We start from the raw sequence: 17,006 nt of genomic DNA, 5'->3' as shown, positions 1-17,006 counted from the left end.
CTACTCTTCTATAGAAACAATTTGGAATATTAGACATCTCCAGAAAAGAGGCAACAGGCAACAGGCAACAGGCAACAGAAAGAAATAATTGATAATTTATGGATAAGAATTGATTTGATTTTTAATTTTTGGAGATGTCTATTAGACCGCAGTACGGGTTTTTGGCAAAGGAGTAAGTCATCAGGAGAACCGAGTCAGGAGCTAGAGAATATAGAATAGGGAAAAAGGCGGAAATTTGCCTCCTTCTTCACCATCTCCCCATCATTAATCCCTATATCCCTGTATCCGTGGCAAATCCTTGTGTGCCTCCCCATCTCCCCATCTCCCCACTCCCTGCTCCCTTTCAGTGAACTATTATTCCTCAAATTGTAAAAGGTCTTTCACAAATTCTTGATCGAGAATCTTTTTAGGTCTTAATACTAACAAAACCCGTCCAAGTAGAGGTATATTAGGTAATTCATCAAAGCACTGCATCTCTATCTTCCCAGCTTGGTCTATGATAAAATAACCATCCTCATGCCATTCACGTTGAGACCTATCAATAATTAACAAAACTTCCTCAGTTGCTCCTGGTATTGGAGTAGGCAAGCGATCGCTATTTTCAATAACTGCTACAGGATCTTCTGCTTGCATAACAACTCGCCATCCAGGTATCCCTACCCAAGCACCTGTTCCACCAGAAAACTTTACTATTCCATGAGACCCCACCTCCTCAACTATAGGTACAGCTTTTAAATCTTCCGTGTTAAGGGGTAATTTTCCCACCACTGGTAAAACACGGGGTAGCTCTTCTTCTGACTCCATTCGATAAATTGGCAGACGGGGTGCTGGTCTCTGGGAAACAATAGTAAAATCAGTTAGCAACTGTTCAAGTTGTTTTCTAGCTGTTTGAGAATTAGCTAATTTAAGACCTTTAGCAATAAGACGAGACCGTTGCTGTAAGTCGTTTTGTTGCCTAGCTAGTTTCCAACATTGATAAGCTACTATATCTCCAGGGCGATCAGAAAATCCTTCTGGAATTGTTCTCATCCGAGCAAATTCCTTAATGGCCTTTGCTAAGTCTTTAGCATCATCAACATCAAGATTATGCTCAACTATAAACTCAGTTGCTATAACTCTTTGCTCTTGAGTTAAAATTCTCAATTCGTAAAGAATATCACTGCCCGATCTCTCAAAGCGTGATAAAAAATCTGTTCCACTTTGCAACTCCACATTTTTTTCGGTTTTGGCATTGACAATACTTGTGTATACTTGAGATCCTACTATCACCTGATTTTGCTGTACAGGCTCAAATCCTGTTGCTTCAAATATTTGCTGGGAAGTATATCCAGCTTTTTGTAGTTTTGCACAAGCTTGTCCCCACTCTACCCAATTACTTTCTTTGCGACGTAGCAAACCAATTAAGTTTTCTATCTCTACTGGGTTTGTTGATTTTTCTTGAGAGTTAGGGGAATTTTCTGGTGTTTCGATCATAGTTGAGGGCGCACTTTTTTTATTTTAAATGAATGGATAAGCCTTTGACCATGCTACCTAAAAATATATCAGCTAGGGATATAAGGCCATAAGTTAATTTATTTCTGGGATATAAGACCAAAAATCAAGTGGAACAATTTTTGGCGTTGCTGAATGGTAATGATTTTTAAATTAAGTATCAACGCAAAACATAAGTTTTTCAATTTTACCTTCAGCTACTTACCATTACATTTCAGCAACACCTAATTTTTGGCTATACAAGGTTTCGGTTGAATGCTGACAACTTTTAAGATAGACGGTTGTTAGATGATAATGTAGTTAAAGTAGTATTTCATGGATAATGCCTATTCGCAAAACAACACCACAATCTGTTAATATTATGCCACTAAGTGGACATGAAACAAATTGCTTCTGATGAAAGTTGGGCTTTTCTTATGCCTGGCCTAGTTAAGACTGGATAAGATAATAAAATTAAGAGGAAACTCTTAAGTATCCAATTACATCAGCTTTGTGTTTAACCTATCCTTGGCATAAATAAGTTTTAAAAGTATGGGGAAGATGTCGAAAATTGAATTAGTATTATGTTACTTTCGGGTTACAATTGCAGAGGTTTGTTTGAATGGAAGCAATTCCTCAACAGTTAGATAGCATAAAAAGCCAACTGATGAGCTTAACTAAAAGAAAAAAGCCTAAAATGCTAGTGGTAGATGATGAACCAGATAACTTGGACTTGCTCTACCGCACCTTCAGACGAGATTTTAGTGTACTAAAAGCTGAAAGTGGGATTCAGGCTTTAGAAATTTTGGCATCAGAGGGAGAGGTGGCTGTCATTATCTCCGATCAAAGAATGCCAGAAATGAAGGGTACAGAGTTCTTAAGTAAAACGTTGCCCGAATTTCCTAATACTATCAGAATTATTCTCACAGGATTTACTGATATTGAAGATTTGGTGGAAGCAATTAATTCTGGACAAGTATATAAGTATATTACTAAGCCTTGGGACCCTAATGAACTAAAAAAAGTTGTACAAAAGGCGGCACACACTTATGAACTTTTGAATCAACGTACTGAAGAATTGCTAAAAGCTCAAACTCAATTGGAATTATTGAGCAATGTGATTAATATCTCTCAAAATTCTGAGACAATAGAGCAAGCTTTAGAGAAAATTGCGTCTGTCTACAGCGAGGCTTTTTCTTCTGATGTATGTATTTTGCAATTGATTGAAGATAATGCTCTAACTTCGATTCAAGGAGTTAACAGTAATGTAGGCCAAGTGGACAATTGGTTGGCTAACGATCCTCTCGCAATTGAAGCGATCGCCTCTCAAAAGTTACAAGCAGTGATGGACGTATCAGCAGATACTGAGCTTTCTAATGTGGCAAATTATCAAACTTCAGGAATAAATACTCATATTGTCATTCCAATTTCCTATCGGCAAAAACTTGTGGCCTTGATCTCCTTACAATGGCAACAACCCAGTAAGATACGTCCAGAAAAACTTGATACAATTAATATCTGTACTCAACTACTAGCATTGGTTTTGAATAGTTTTGCATAGCTTCAGGCATACTTTGAAGAAGGCAGAAGGCAGAAGGCAGAAGGAAAAATTGCTTCTGAATAGTCAACGATCGCTTACTTCGTGTCCTATCACCCCAAACAATTTTCAGCACCTCTGTTGACGGTGGGGTATTAAACCTGCAAAAGAAAAGATAAATTTTAATTGATAAGTAATTTTAGGTAAACCAAATATTTGTATTCCGATAAATTTACGTTCCTAGCTCTGTTTCTCTCTACAACTTTACTAAAGTGGCTATAACTTCTGCACTTAGCATAGCTGTCTCATGCCATTAAGCAAAAGTATCTATAAACTTACTATTAAAGATGTAAAAATTAAAACTGCTACTTATGATTAATAACTCCACAGAGGTTCAGGCCATATTTAACAGAATTGCCCCAGTTTATGACCAACTTAACGATGCACTAAGTCTGGGACTACATAAAATCTGGAAGCAAATGGCTGTAATGTGGAGCGAAGCTAATGATGGTGATACCTGCTTGGATTTATGTTGTGGTAGTGGAGATTTGGCTTGGATGCTGGCCAAATGTGCGGGTAGTCAAGGTCTAGTGTATGGACTAGATTTTTCTGTACAACAATTGGCGATCGCTCGTAATCGCAAATCACCTTTATTTGGTCAGGTTAGTCCTATTAACTGGGTAGAAGCAGATGCTTTGAATTTGCCCTTTGCCGATAATTATTTCGATTGTGCTACCATGGGATATGGTTTGCGTAATGTCTTGGATATTCCTCATTGTTTACAAGAGTTATATCGAGTCCTTAAGCCCAATTCTAAGGCAGCGATTCTGGATATGCACCGCCCTAGTGCTTCTTTAGTAAGAAGTTTTCAACAGTGGTATCTGGATACAATAGTAGTTCCTGTAGCTCGTAATTTGGAGTTAACTAAGGAATATGCTTATATTAGTCCAAGTCTGACAAAATTTCCCACTGGGATAGAGCAAGTTAAAATAGCATATCAAGCAGGATTTGTCAATGCCAAACATTACCCTATTGCTGGGGGTATGATGGGAATATTAGTAATTACAAAATAATTTTGTCAACTTATAATCTTATAATTAGTTATTAGTTTTTTCAAAAGTAGATAGTCTGAAATAATTAAAGTTGTTTAATATCTGGCTTTATTTTGTACCACCAATCGCAGGCGGAATTATTGGGTATTTCACTAATGATATAGCGATTAAAATGCTATTTCGCCCCTATCGTCCTTACTATACTTTTGGGCAAAAGCTACCCTTTACTCCTGGCTTAATTCCTGCTAACCAAGAACGTTTAGCAAAGCGAGTTGCTGATACTATAATGGGTTCTTTGTTAACTCCTTCAGAGTTGCAGAATTTAGCACGTCGTTTGTTGGAAACGGAGCGAATGGAGGCAGCTATTCTTTGGCTGCTACAAATGTCTTTAGAACAATTTAAAATCGATACAAGTAAGAAAACTGCTAAAATTCTAGCAAATATCCTACGGGATTTATTAGGTCAATCTTTACCAAGACTTCTCAAAGTTTGGGCAAAAAGAGAAGATTTTTTGGAAGCTCAACTCAACCAAATTTTTGACCAAGTATTGCTAGAGTTTCAGCTAACAGAAATGCAGGCAATTCAACTATCAGATTGGTTGCTTAAAGTTGTACTACCACCAGATATATTAAGGCAGACCTTAATTGATTTTCTCACGGATCAAAATATTTCAATTATTGATGAAGGCTTTCGCGAAAAAGCTAGTGGTACTTATTGGGTAGTAGCTAATTTGTTCGGACTACGTAATACTTTAATTAGATTAAGAACTTTTTGTTTAGATGAGAGAGAATTAACTAATCAACGCTTAAAAGAATTAATTAGAGCATTAGGTGTTAGAGAAAGAATTCAGGAATGGTTACAAAATCTTTCCATGCAAAATTTACCTGTTTCTACAGTACGCCAGTTAAGAAATACAATGCGAGATAGTGTACGTCTATACTTGCAAGAACGCGGTGCTGATTTAATCCAAGGTTTAAGTTTATCTATAGATTGGGAACATATTGCTGATTTAATTATTAATCGTTTACAAGCTTCATCTATAATGAATAGTTCTCTAGAGCTGGTGAGTCAAGAATTAGCTTTGGTTTTAGAACGTTATTTAGAGCGGGATTTAGAAAATATTGTGGCTCAAGCAATTCCAATTTTAAATATTGACCAAGTAATTATTGACCGTGTTAAGGGTACTTCTCCTGAAGACTTGGAAGTAGCTGTCAATGTAATTGTCAAAAATGAGTTGCAAGCTATTGTTAATTTGGGAGGTATTCTAGGTGTTGTGGTTGGTTTACTTCAGACAATATTGTTGTTGCTACAAAGGTAAGTTAAAAATTATTGTTAATACTTCTAATATAGAGGTTTTTATTCATTGAGTAAGTTGTAAATATTTGGCTGGAATTGATTCTGTTTTATAAATATTAACTACCAACTACCAACTACTAATAGGACTTAGACAAAAATCAGGCAAAAAAAGTACTTAAATCTATATATATAGGGAGAAGTTTTTAGGTCAAAAAGGTATAAATCCAGTAGTGATTTAACTAAGTCAGAAGTCAGAAGTCAGAAGCGAGTGTGTAATTCTGAGGTCTCCTACGGGGCCCCTACTGTGCGGAAGTAATTCCGTACACAGCCCCTCCAGAATGTAAGACACACTTCATTACACTCAGAAGTTAACCCACCCGCGGACTCCGACCGTGGAGGGCAAGTAGGGGATTTGAGCTTCGCTCCAAAAAACCTGATCGCCTTAAAAGGTAGGGTTGCGCGACCCATATTATTTTGATCAAATCCGGTTATAAAGTTATCGCACTTTCTACTTTAATTCAATGCAAATATAAAATGCTGGAATATCCCCAGATAATTCCTACTTTCATCCTGAGTCCTGAGTCCTGACTCCTAAGAAATAACCTAGTTATTTGTAGCAAATATTTATCAAATTGGTATAAAACACTATGTCAACTCCAAACTCAAATAATAACTCTTCTCAAACTAAACTTAGCCCAGAAAAATATGCTCGCCTCAAAGGTGAACTGGATGCACCTTATCGAGGACTACGACAATTTATATACATAGCTTTCGGAGCTTCTGGTTTCATCGGAGCTTTTATTTTTTTAGCAAAAATTATTGCAGGCCAGAATATCGGTTCTGCTTTCCCTAATTTTGCTTTACAAGTCGGAATTGTAGTCCTGATGATTGTCCTGTTTCGTTTGGAGCAAAAGGCCAGTAATCGATCCTCTTCATCTAAATAACAAAAGTTTAAATTGTGTAGTATTGATATATATTTTGCTATAAAAATACAAAAAAATAAAGAAAACATTACGAAATCGCCGATCCCTGTCAAGTTGCTATTAAATAGTACATGAGTATAAATTGAGGTCGGCTCAAAATAAAGACCTTAAATATTTAAGTGGGGTCAGTTCACATAAAGGCCCTAAATATAAAAAACCTTTTTTAAAAGCAAAACGCCTAGTCCTAATATATTTAGGACTAGGCGTTTTGTAATTTGAGTTGTTCTCAGAATTCTGGTAAAATTACAGCACTTTTTGGGATGGTTTAAGATACGGCTTAATCTTACTATCAATTCCCTGTCTTTAAAAGTAATGAAACTTTGTATCTCATCAAGTCAAAAACTACTGTAAAAAACGAAAAAGAAGATTTGTAATATAGACTACTGTTATTAATAAGCTAGTGTTTCTAGAGTTTCCCGTAAATATATACTAACTTGCCGATCTAAGGATATATTTTGCTGCTGACCTTCATTCATCTGACGCTCTAATTGCCATCTCTGAAAACCTGAACTTACAGCGATCGCTTGCTTCAAACCATCCCACATTCGAGATTCTGATTCATTTTTTGTAATTACTTTGGCTGAATTATTATTCCAAGAGGTAACATTAAATTTATTCATAATACTTACCTGAGTTAATGATAAAGTTCCTGAGATTTATAGCTTCTACTTCTTTAAAGATAGCTTACTATTCACAAACCAGGTATTAGTCTAGGACTATATATGTCATCAAATCTTGACTTTTAGGTATAATCTTTGGAGTTGCTGAATTAAGGTATGAAAATAAAAATGGAAGAATCTCAAATATTTGTTATTCAATAGTTTAGCAATCACACAAAAATACAAATCATACCCACACATCAGCAACGCCTCATCTTTAATTTATTTAAAAATTAAGATAGGTAGGTTTAATGCCTACCTATTTCTCAAATTATTTGCTAGTAATATCATGTCTGATTCAACAATTGTAATAAACATTGCTTTTCTTAACCCATAGGGATATTCCATACAAAATCCCTATATGCGGGTTAATTAATGTGACTTGATATAACCCTTTTTTGTAACTCTCCGAAAACTCTTTTCATTAATTGATAATTGAGCATGGATAATTGATAATGACCTCGGGTTTTAACCGTTACAGAATTGAATATCAGGAAATATTATTTCTTCTCTTGGTCGATGGTCACCCCGCGAGGAGACCTCGCCATCCCACTCTACGGGAAGCTCCGAAGATAGAACTCCGTTCCGCTGTCGCGTTTCGCGTCAGCGTTGCGTTACGCCAGTTTTGCGAAGCAAAAGCAAACGACCGCTTTTTTTCCCTTTAAAAGGCTATGCTTTATAAAGATCTTTCTTGACATAACACTTGACATTATAGACAAATTATGTTTTTCTTTTCAAAAGGCTTTTTCCTGAGAAAAAATGTATTTAAAAGTACATTAATTTTGGATAAGTTAAGTAGTTTTGCCAAGCTTTATTGACTATTTCTCCCTTCTCCCCTTCTCCCCACAAGGTTTTCAGGAGTTCCTTATAAGGGATAGCTTAAAAGGGGAGGCCTCAAGGCGCGAATTATTTAATTATTATTAATTATTAATTATTCGGTAATTTCTAAATTATAGAGCTTTTGTATATCAGGCGATCGCCAGCTTTTTTCTTTCTAGAAATTCCTGAGAGCTATGAAATTGCCAAAATTTGATCGTCAAACTTTGTATTTCTTGTTATAGAACCCATCAGTGGTATCTTGACCTTGATGACAATTTTGAAGCATAGAGTCGTCCGTGGGATAGAGGCAAATTGAAAATAATTCAATATACCCCATCTCCCCATCCACCCATCTGCCACTCTATTTTTAAATAGAACCAATTTGGGGTTCTATAGCTTCTTTCGGTGGAAGTTCAAATAATAGGAAAAACCAGAGAGTTACAAAACAGGGATATTACTTCTGCCTGATAATGAGTATTTTAAACAGACAGTTTTCGGCGCTTAGTTACCATTTGGTAGCTTTCAACTATATCACCTTCAGCCCAATTACTAAAGTTGTCTAAGCTAATACCACATTCATAACCTGCGTTGACTTCTTTGACATCATCCTTAATACGCCTTAGTGAGTCCAGTATACCTTGGTGAATAACTTCTCCTTTGCGACGTACTCGCACCTTACAGTTACGGATAACCTTGCCAGAAAGTACATAGCAACCTGCCACAGCACCACGATTAATCGTAAACACAGCACGTACTTCTACTTCACCTAATGGCTCCTCTACTAACTCAGGGTCTAATAGACCTTCCATTGCTCCTTGAATATCATCCAAGAGTTTGTATATGACGTTGTATTCCCGCACATCTACTCCTGCGGCATCCGCTGCTTGACGTGCTCCTGATGCCATAGTTGTATTAAAGCCAATAATCACAGCTTCACTAGCAGCTGCTAAATCAATATCTGTTTCTGTTACTTCTCCCGCTCCAGAAAATAATAGCCTTAGTTGGACCTCTCTTTGAGGTAGTTGTCGCAGAGCTGCAACAATAGCTTCAAGAGAACCTTGAACATCTGCTTTGAGTATCAAGTTTAGTTCTTTGAGGTCTCCTGCTTGGGCACGAGCTGAAACAGCACCAAGAGTTGTCCTACGCATGATACGGGATTCTCTTTGAGCATCTGCTCTGTCTGTAGCAATTGATGAAGCATCTTTTTCATTTTCAAACACATCAAACTCATCACCAGCTTGAGGTACATCTCTGAGACCAAGAACTTCTACCGCAAAGGATGGACTAGCTTCTTCCACCCGGTTGCCTCGATCGTCAATCATTGCCCGCACTTTTCCGTAGACAGAACCAGCAACTACAATATCTCCTACTCTCAAAGTTCCATTTTGTACTAACAAACTAGCTACTGGTCCTCTAGCTTTATCTAAGTGAGCTTCAATTATGGTGCCTTTGGCCAAACGTTCTGGGTTCGCTTGTAAGTCTTCTACCTCGGACACTAACAGAATCATTTCTAGTAAGCTATCCAAATTCTGTTTCTGGAGCGCACTAACTGGAACCATAATAGCGTCACCACCCCATTCTTCAGGAACTAAGCCATGTTCCATCAATTCTTGCTTAACACGATCTGGGTTGGCTTCTTCTTTATCGACCTTGTTAATTGCTACTATAAGTGGTACTCCCGCAGCTTTCGCATGGCTAATAGCTTCTATCGTCTGTGGTTGTACCCCATCATCTGCTGCCACAACTAGCACTGCGACATCTGTAACTCTTGTTCCTCTTGCTCGCATTGCAGTGAAAGCTTCGTGACCAGGAGTATCTAAGAATACTACTTGTTGCATCTTGCCTTCATGTTCAACATCAACATGATAAGCTCCAATATGTTGAGTAATACCGCCTGCTTCCCCTGCTGCTACTTTAGTTGCACGGATTGAATCTAGAAGACTGGTTTTTCCATGATCGACGTGTCCCATAATTGTTACTACTGGTGGACGACGTTCCAGCTTTTCTAGATCGGCATCTTCTAGCATTTCAGTGGTTTTCTTCGCTGCTGATTCTTCTTCTAGGGCTTCTACAGGAATTCCTTCTTCTTCTGCTACCATTTCTATGGTGGCAATATCTAAGCTTTCTGTAATATTGACTGCTATACCTTTGATAAACAGTCTTTTAATAATTTCTGTTTCTGCTACTGCCAAAGCTGTTGCTAATTCTTGAACTGTCATGCTCGAATTGATTACTAGCTTTTCTAAAGGTTTAGCTTCAACAGATTGATTTTGTTCAGCAATTTCAGACTTGGCAGATTGCTGTGATTTACTAGATTTCTTTTTGATGCTGGGAGCGTTGTTACCAGAATTGGACTTAGTTTTGCCAGGACTACTGTTTGGTTTTGGTGGGCGAGCTAAAGATAAGCTCATTGTTACTGGTTCTGGCTTATTTAAAAGTTCTTCTAAATCTTCATCATCATCTTCCAGCAGTGGTTTTGGGCGAAGACGTTTAGCTTTGGCACTAGCTTTTGCATTTTTCTGAGAAATTTCGCTTGGATCTTCTTCTTCTTCTTCCCAAGTTGGACTTTTCTTTAATTTCGCTGATGAAGTCTTAGTTGGGGATATTATTTTTCGTCTTGGTTTTTCTATCTCATTATAATCTAATTCTATTACTTTTTCTTCTGGCTCTTTTTCTTCTGTTATATCTAAATCAATATCTGTCTCTGTTGGAGAATCAACTGATGTTTTTAGTCTCGGTTTTGGTGCAAGCTGAGGTTTTGGTAATTCTTGAACTTGCTTTGCTTTAACTGTAGGTCTATCTCGATGTTTTTGTTTTGACTGACTTGAAGTTTCAGAGCCTGGAATAGCTAGTTTTACACTTTCTTTTTGAGAAGTATCTTTGTTTTCCTTTTTATTAATAATTGCAGGTTTTTGAGAAGGTTTTTCTTCTCTATCTTTTCTTTTTTTACCTTCGGGCTTTATTTTCTTATTTTTTGGACTAGGCTTTGTTGTAGAGGGACTTTGTAGATTTCGATTTCTGCTAGGAGGTGCTGGTCTTACAGGTGGTCCTACTAACTGGGGGACTTCCGTGACAGTGTTTTCTAATGATATGTCCAGACCTATATCTGTAGAGTTTTTATCTACTTCTGATACAGATTTACCTTTTTCTCCCTCTAGCTTTGGAGATAGGTTTGGTCTTGGTTTACTAATAGGTTTAATTTGCCGGTCTAATGCTTCTGGTGCTGGAGGTTTTGGAGGAGTTGCCACTAATTGAACGTTATTATTATTGGTTTGGGTTTGATTTTTGAGTTTAGATCTTTCTTCTAATGGTTTTGGTCTTGGTTTGCGTATTTCTAATATCTGCTGTTTTTTACCCTCGTTATTAGAAGTTGACTCTTGATTTTGAGAGTTACTTTTTTCTGGAACAGCAGACCTACTGGGAGAGTGGGGTAAGCTTTCTGCTGTTTTGCGGATTAGTTCTGCTTCTGGTTCTGTAATAGTACTACTGTGACTCTTTACAGATATGTTGAGTTGTTCACAAACTGCTAATATCTCTTTGTTATCCAAATTCAATTCCTTTGATAATTCGTAAATTCTTACTTTTCCGTTGTTCATCCACTCTACCCTCTTTTTTACAAATCTATAGTTTTACATTGTCATAATGTTGATTTAACGACTACACTACAATCATACTAGCTTTAGGCTCAGTTTAGCTACTTAAAAGCTTTTTTTTTATTTTTACTGCTTTGAGTTTATGAACTTTTTAGCTACTGTCTTGATTAAGTTTATATTTTTAGTTAAAACCCATCACTATTTAGATTGGAGAAATGAGTATTTCAGAGTAGTTCCCTGAAAGTCTACTTGCTCCATTTATTAACTAGACTTTATCTTTTGGTAATAGGTTAAAAATTATACATATAAGTTTAAAGTTTTAAGCAATTTTATTCATAAAATTTTGTTATTTTTTATACAGATAATCTTTATGGTACTTAAGTCAAGGGTTTGACTTTATAGATATATTTATTTCAATCATAATTTAAGTTTCCTCAGACATTTATTGTCCTTGGAATCTCTATCTTAGCAGGATTTATAATTTTTCTGCGGTCTGAATGCTGTCTTAAGCTATTCAGCATTTAGTTTGAAAATGGGCATACTGTTTCACAAGAGATTCAGCTATCTCAAATTAAAATGCACTATAGTTTAGTAACTTATAGGCAGATATTAATTTTAGACATGAAATATCTAACTGCTAGAGAAGATACACAAAATTAATTGTGGTATTTGATTTATTTAGTAATTTAGAGTTCGTTTATGGATAATGCAAATATTATTCTGTTCTACGAATATTTTCAGCGGTCATTTTGTGTATTTTTGGATGAAGAATCTTTCAATCTTTGCCATAATGCTTGATATATTTCTGGTGATACATAAGTTTTAAGTGAACGCCCTAATTTATTCTTTTTACGAGCAATTTGAAAACATTCTGTTTGTGGACAAATGTAGGCTGAACGTCCTTCTCCTTGATCTAATTTAATGGTAGAAGATTTTTTAAGACGAATAACTCGCAAAAAATCTTCTTTAGGAGCAAGTTTTTTACAACTAACACACCGACGGTAATTTGGCTTCATTTTTACTTTTTCGTTAATTAAATTTTTACTCAATTAGTTGTTATTTTTTTCAGAATAAATTAGCAAATTTTAACTAATATATTTATAGATATTTTTCTTAATGTTTTTACTTAAAAATTTTGATTCTCTGATGTTTCAAATTTAAAATTATATCAAAAGTCAGTAGTTATACCAATTTCATGTGAGATTGCACACCTAATGGTGTTAGGTATTGGGTGGCGCGGTGGCGCGGAATTATGAAATTTATTAACTTGTCTATCTGGATTTACAGTCAACTCTAATTAAAATATTATTCTATGCAACTTAGAAATGAATTTGGTATTAGTAGTTAGTAGTTGGTAGGGGATGCTAAACCCTTAAACGTTTAGTATTGCTAGAAATTTTATTATTCCCTATGACCTATTGGTCTCAATTTGATATATGTGCAATTAGACGGATTTGATATCATAATCATAAAAGTTCTTTATTTTAATCTTCATTAAATCCCATTGATTAATTAAACATAATGACATTTTACTGAAAATATCTAATTTTGATATATGCCAAGAAATTATTGCATAAATTAATACTAAGAGTAGTTACTTTTATCAATCTAAAGTCAACATTTTATCTGAATAAAAGCTTTTAATTATTTAATTCTATGATAGTAGATTAAATGAATTGTAATCATAGCGGTTTGTGGATAAGTTAATTATGAAAATTGGTACAATACCAATTTTCATCAAGAATGTGATAGCACTCGAAGGAAAGGGCTGGGATATATCAAAATCTTAAAACTCAGACAACGCAAAATTTTTCGGTCTTTCGGTCTTTCCTTCTTCCTTCTGCTATACAAATAATCAAAGTGAAGTAAGACACTTTACCCATCATGTATCAAAGACAGGACTTACGCAAAGGCACTATCTATAAAGTTGATTAACTATTGGACAATAGTATTGAGCGCTATATATAGCGTATCTGCGTAAGTCCTAAAAGAGCTAAAAATCAAGCCTCATTCCCAGAAATGCTTAATACCAATTCCCATGCATTAATACTATACTTAGGTAACACTTCAGTTATTAAGTGATTAAAACAGGTAGAATAATTTTTTTGTTAATTTGAGTCAAGTTAATGTTAATTATCCTTATGTTTATTTCCCCTCCTGGGAGGGGGAGGGGCTAGGGGTTGGTTTACTCCCCCACTCCCCCACTCCTCTACTTCCCCTCCTGGGAGGGGGAGGGGCTAGGGGTGGGTCTCCTGCTCAAGAAAATGTAGAAAAGTTTTTGAGAAATGGTATAAGACCTACCTTGGTGACTACTGACCACTATCAACACCCTAAGTATTTTTAACAAACAAACATCGATCGCCCCTGGTATAGCAAAATCCAGATAACTTCTTAATTAGCAATAGTTAACAACTTATACTAATTTTATGTGATGTTGCACAGAATTAGGTTTTAGGTTTTAGGTTTTATACCAATTTTATGTAAAGCTGCACAGAATTATAAAATTTACAGGACTTACGCACGGACACCAAATCTAGTGAGGGCGCAATTTGGCAGCTCTGCGGAACGCAAATGGCATTTGCTTGGCATAACTATCGTTAACACCCCTACATATGGCGTTTTCAAGGGAGTTGCATGGGTAAGTCCTGATTTATTAACTTGTCTGTCTTCATCTACAGTCAACTCTGATTAAAATATTATTCTATGCAACTTAGAAATGAATTTGGTATTACAGCTTGATTTTTTTAATACCATACAAATCTATGAAGAAGTGCTTTTTGAACTGGCAAACCGAAATGATTTTAATTGTAAATAATTAACTGTATCTCTGAAATTATAATCCTTAACATTTAAGTTAATTCCACAGGATATTCAGCTTCATCAACTTCAGAATAATTATCTGGATCGTCAAAATCTGTACTCTCTAACTCTAATTCCTCAGTATCGTCAAAATCTGTACTCTCTAACTCTAATTCCTCAGTATCGTTTTCTTCTTGTTCAGCTAATGCTTGTTTAGCTTCTTCCTGTTCAGCTAATGCTTGTTCAGCTTCTTCTTGTTCAGCTAATGCTTGTCGATGAGAAACTTCCGCTGCAATTTTGCTATCTTCTTCAGCATGATCGTATTTATCAGTGTCCTTAATATCAATTTTCCAGCCAGTTAGGCGAGCGGCCAGACGCACATTTTGTCCTTCCTTACCTATAGCCAAACTAAGTTGATCCTCAGATACCAAAATATGGGCTCTCCTTTCCTCTGGATCAATTAAACGAACTTCGTCTACTCTAGCTGGACTCAGAGAATTGGAAATATAAGTGGCAGGATCTGGAGACCAGCGAATCACATCTATTTTTTCTCCCCTCAGTTCATTCACAACTACCTGAATTCTCGACCCTCTAGCGCCAATGCACGCTCCGACAGGATCTACATCTCTTTCTAGAGTATCGACTGCAATTTTAGTCCGAGGGCCAACATATCGGGATGGTGGATTTGCTTCCCTAGCTACTGCTACAATTCTGACTATCTCATCTTCAATTTCTGGGACTTCATTGGCAAATAAATAAACTACTAAACCAGCATCAGCTCTGGATACAAGTAATTGAGGCCCACGGGTTGAGCCTTCACATACTCGCTTGAGATAAACTTTGAATGTGGCATTAGCACGGTAGTTATCGTTGGGTAATTGTTCTCGCTTAGGTAGTTCAGCTTCTACTTCTGGTCTACCAAAACCACTACTTGCAGATAATATAATTGATTGTCTTTCAAATCTTAGGACTTTGGCTTGAAGAACTTCGCCTTCTAAATCTTGAAATTCTTCTTGAATCATCTTGCGCTGCTGATCCCGTAGTTTTTGAGCTAATACTTGTTTGGTCTGGATAGCGGCCATGCGACCAAATTCATTTTGTTCTGGTGTGACGTCTAAGAATACGGTATCATTTAACTGGGCCTCTGGAGCTACTTCTATAACTTCTTGCAGAGCTATGTGGTGGTCTTGATTGGTTACTTCTTCAACAATGGTTTTAGTGGCCAACACCCGAAATCCTTCTTCTTCTACATCCAACTCTACTTCAAAGTTGTCAAAGTAATCATCTGTGAAATGAATTCCATCTAGACGTTGAGTGCGTCGGTAGCGTTCATATCCTTTTAATAGAGCTTCACGTAAAGCAGTTTGAACTGCCTGTTTTGGTAAATTGCGCTCTTTACTAATACCTTCGATCATATCTTTAAGACCAGGCAAATTGACCATTGACATAATTTTTTATCCTCTATTTTTCTAAATTTTTGTGCTTCGAGGCGAGTGTTTTTCATCCTGGTGAGATTAGGATGTTAATAATTTAGGTATTCAAGTGAAGTATTTTTTGTTTTTTCGAGAGTTGAGACTTTGAGAATTGAAACAACAAGTAAAGAAGGAGGCCGAAGTTAATATTTATTGTGAGATGGCACGGTAATTTTTTTAACTACAACCTTCTTCAAAAAAGTCTAAATCTGACAAGCAATCAAACAAGAAATTTAAGACCGTAATTAATATTTGTCCTTTGATATTTTCTAGTCTCTTTTAATTACTTTCCTTCCTGTAATTCAACAGTTATAATTAGAGGGCGTGGAATAGTTACTTGTCGTCCTTTTTGGTTAATGTAAATTGCTGTTTGATCGCGACCAACCAGTTGTCCCGTCCATTGATTTTTACCTTTATAGGGTTCGGAGGTATTAACAGTAACGCTAAACCCTTTAAAGGCAATAAAATCTCGGTCATTATCTAAAAATTTAGAAATACCAGGACTGGATATTTCTAGTAGATATGGTTCAGAAATGATATTTGCTGCGTCTAGTGGTTCTTCTATGGCATAGCTCATCCGTTCACAATCATCTAAACCTGTGTCTTGATGAAGGTTCCGAATGTCCAAACGCAGCACTGGAGGATGCTGATTTGTATGAAATACTGCTCCTACTAATTCCAATCCTAGGGACTCGGCAATAGGGGTAGCAAATTTGATGATTTGTGGTATTAATGGATGACTCATAGGACAAATGCAACAAAAAAAGTGGGCTTCACCCACTCCCTGTTAACAACTGTTAACATTAACTTAAATCCTTTACAGATACATCAAGCCCGGCAATTCCCGGCAAAAGTCGGGAAAACCGTTCATAGCAACGTGACAGCAAAACCATCAACGCAGGCGGTATCTCGCAATGCTTCAAGGAAAATCCCCAAAGCGCTATTTTTTGACTTATTTATGGCCAACTCACATGAGTATTTATTTTGCGCTTTCTTTTTCAAGACTTGGCAACCATTAGGGATGACTCAAAGTCGGGAGCGAAATAACGCGATACTCAGTTGTCAGTTATTTTCCAACTTCTATCATCACACTATTTTCAGGAAATTGCCAGGGATTATAAAATCTAGTAATGCACCTTCTAAAAATCCAGACAATCCTAGACACGCTCTCCATCGGTGAGGTTAAGCGATTTTCCGGCTCACCCGTCCATAAGTATACTGGCAAAGAAGGCTGATGTTCCGCTCAAACACATTGAGTTTAGGATTCCCTCTGGGGTTTTCATGCTTATGAAAAGTCGAGTGCAAAACACTCCATAATCGTTGCTA

At 36.5% G+C, this 17,006-nt stretch carries 10 protein-coding genes; 4 read left to right on the top strand and 6 right to left on the bottom strand.

Annotated features, from left to right (window positions below; all coding sequences use genetic code 11):
- Positions 1-354: 354 nt before the first annotated feature.
- Positions 355-1,473, bottom strand: a complete 1,119-nt coding sequence (locus tag F6K15_RS17510) for a RuBisCO accumulation factor 1 (RefSeq protein ID WP_293062808.1) — start codon at positions 1,471-1,473, stop codon at positions 355-357.
- 619 nt (positions 1,474-2,092) lie between these two features.
- On the opposite strand from F6K15_RS17510, the gene F6K15_RS17505 reads away from it, so the two are divergent.
- The 4 genes from F6K15_RS17505 to F6K15_RS17490 all read left to right on the top strand — a co-directional run bounded on the left by F6K15_RS17505 (position 2,093) and on the right by F6K15_RS17490 (position 6,299).
- Positions 2,093-3,031: a response regulator gene (locus F6K15_RS17505; RefSeq protein ID WP_293062807.1), complete on the top strand. Its 939-nt coding sequence runs from the start codon at positions 2,093-2,095 to the stop codon at positions 3,029-3,031.
- A gap of 347 nt (positions 3,032-3,378) precedes the next feature.
- Positions 3,379-4,080, top strand: coding sequence for a bifunctional demethylmenaquinone methyltransferase/2-methoxy-6-polyprenyl-1,4-benzoquinol methylase UbiE (ubiE, locus tag F6K15_RS17500; RefSeq protein WP_293062806.1), 702 nt, complete (start codon positions 3,379-3,381; stop codon positions 4,078-4,080).
- Between the two features lie 70 nt (positions 4,081-4,150).
- Positions 4,151-5,377, top strand: coding sequence for a DUF445 domain-containing protein (locus tag F6K15_RS17495; RefSeq protein ID WP_293062805.1), 1,227 nt, complete (start codon positions 4,151-4,153; stop codon positions 5,375-5,377).
- Positions 5,378-6,002: 625 nt separating this feature from the next.
- Positions 6,003-6,299, top strand: coding sequence for a DUF3493 domain-containing protein (locus tag F6K15_RS17490; RefSeq protein WP_293062804.1), 297 nt, complete (start codon positions 6,003-6,005; stop codon positions 6,297-6,299).
- A 428-nt stretch (positions 6,300-6,727) separates the two neighbouring features.
- On the opposite strand, the gene F6K15_RS17485 is transcribed toward F6K15_RS17490, so the two are convergent.
- The 5 genes from F6K15_RS17485 to rimP form a co-directional block, all read right to left on the bottom strand.
- A complete protein-coding gene (locus tag F6K15_RS17485; protein ID WP_293062876.1) occupies positions 6,728-6,958 on the bottom strand; it encodes a hypothetical protein in 231 nt (76 codons plus the stop codon).
- Positions 6,959-8,295: 1,337 nt separating this feature from the next.
- Positions 8,296-11,412 carry a translation initiation factor IF-2 gene (gene infB, locus F6K15_RS17480; protein ID WP_293062803.1) on the bottom strand — a complete coding sequence of 1,039 codons (3,117 nt, stop codon included), beginning with the start codon at positions 11,410-11,412 and terminating at the stop codon, positions 8,296-8,298.
- A gap of 734 nt (positions 11,413-12,146) precedes the next feature.
- Positions 12,147-12,425: a YlxR family protein gene (locus F6K15_RS17475; RefSeq protein WP_293062802.1), complete on the bottom strand. Its 279-nt coding sequence runs from the start codon at positions 12,423-12,425 to the stop codon at positions 12,147-12,149.
- Between the two features lie 1,833 nt (positions 12,426-14,258).
- Positions 14,259-15,656 (bottom strand): transcription termination factor NusA, encoded by a 1,398-nt coding sequence (nusA, locus tag F6K15_RS17470; RefSeq protein WP_293062801.1) that lies wholly within the window; start codon positions 15,654-15,656, stop codon positions 14,259-14,261.
- Positions 15,657-15,963: 307 nt separating this feature from the next.
- Positions 15,964-16,425: a ribosome maturation factor RimP gene (rimP, locus tag F6K15_RS17465; RefSeq protein ID WP_293062800.1), complete on the bottom strand. Its 462-nt coding sequence runs from the start codon at positions 16,423-16,425 to the stop codon at positions 15,964-15,966.
- Positions 16,426-17,006: the final 581 nt, after the last annotated feature.

The sequence above is a fragment of the Okeania sp. SIO2B3 genome (genome assembly GCF_010672525.1).
GTDB lineage: Bacteria > Cyanobacteriota > Cyanobacteriia > Cyanobacteriales > Microcoleaceae > Okeania.
The sequence above is the reverse complement of the archived record's forward strand: the minus strand, read 5'-3'. Positions and strand labels throughout refer to the sequence as shown.

What these genes read in the sequence shown, in the direction of transcription:
- ubiE (WP_293062806.1), top strand. Translation starts at nt 3,379, where the DNA reads ATGATTAATAACTCCACAGAGGTTCAGGCCATATTTAACAGAATTGCC.
- nusA (WP_293062801.1), bottom strand. Translation starts at nt 15,656, where the DNA reads ATGTCAATGGTCAATTTGCCTGGTCTTAAAGATATGATCGAAGGTATT.
- F6K15_RS17510 (WP_293062808.1), bottom strand. Translation starts at nt 1,473, where the DNA reads ATGATCGAAACACCAGAAAATTCCCCTAACTCTCAAGAAAAATCAACA.
- infB (WP_293062803.1), bottom strand. Translation starts at nt 11,412, where the DNA reads ATGAACAACGGAAAAGTAAGAATTTACGAATTATCAAAGGAATTGAAT.
- F6K15_RS17490 (WP_293062804.1), top strand. Translation starts at nt 6,003, where the DNA reads ATGTCAACTCCAAACTCAAATAATAACTCTTCTCAAACTAAACTTAGC.
- F6K15_RS17485 (WP_293062876.1), bottom strand. Translation starts at nt 6,958, where the DNA reads ATGAATAAATTTAATGTTACCTCTTGGAATAATAATTCAGCCAAAGTA.
- F6K15_RS17475 (WP_293062802.1), bottom strand. Translation starts at nt 12,425, where the DNA reads ATGAAGCCAAATTACCGTCGGTGTGTTAGTTGTAAAAAACTTGCTCCT.
- rimP (WP_293062800.1), bottom strand. Translation starts at nt 16,425, where the DNA reads ATGAGTCATCCATTAATACCACAAATCATCAAATTTGCTACCCCTATT.
- F6K15_RS17505 (WP_293062807.1), top strand. Translation starts at nt 2,093, where the DNA reads ATGGAAGCAATTCCTCAACAGTTAGATAGCATAAAAAGCCAACTGATG.